We start from the raw sequence: 332 nt of genomic DNA on the forward strand, positions 1-332 counted from the left end.
AAATCTGCCTTGCCAACACTATCAAGGTGAATATGCAGCATTCTATGAATAGAGCTGATATTCACGCGCCCACGACTTGCTAAAATGAGCTTATTAGTCAGCTCCTCTAGTCCAAGCTCTTTAATCTTGCTTTGGCTCTTTCTATTTGTCCCTCGCTCATCAAGCAGCCCATCAATGCCTTTATCTTTATACGCCCTCTGCCACGCATAGAGCTTATTTTCACTCAAAGCTATGGAGTATTCGCCACTTGCATTCAGCAGCGCAATAAAGTCTTTTACGCTCACACCTTTTGCTTTATATGCCTCCCATTCTGTGATGATAGATTTTTTCTC

The 332-nt window shown here is 42.5% G+C and carries 1 protein-coding gene; it reads right to left on the minus strand.

Features of this window, described 5'->3' with window-relative positions; genetic code table 11:
* Window positions 1–332: helix-turn-helix domain containing protein (locus OQH61_RS09480; protein WP_266027188.1), on the minus strand; the 332-nt coding region annotated here is incomplete at both ends.

Origin of the sequence: Helicobacter sp. MIT 21-1697, from assembly GCF_026241255.1 — a bacterium.
GTDB lineage: Bacteria > Campylobacterota > Campylobacteria > Campylobacterales > Helicobacteraceae > Helicobacter_C.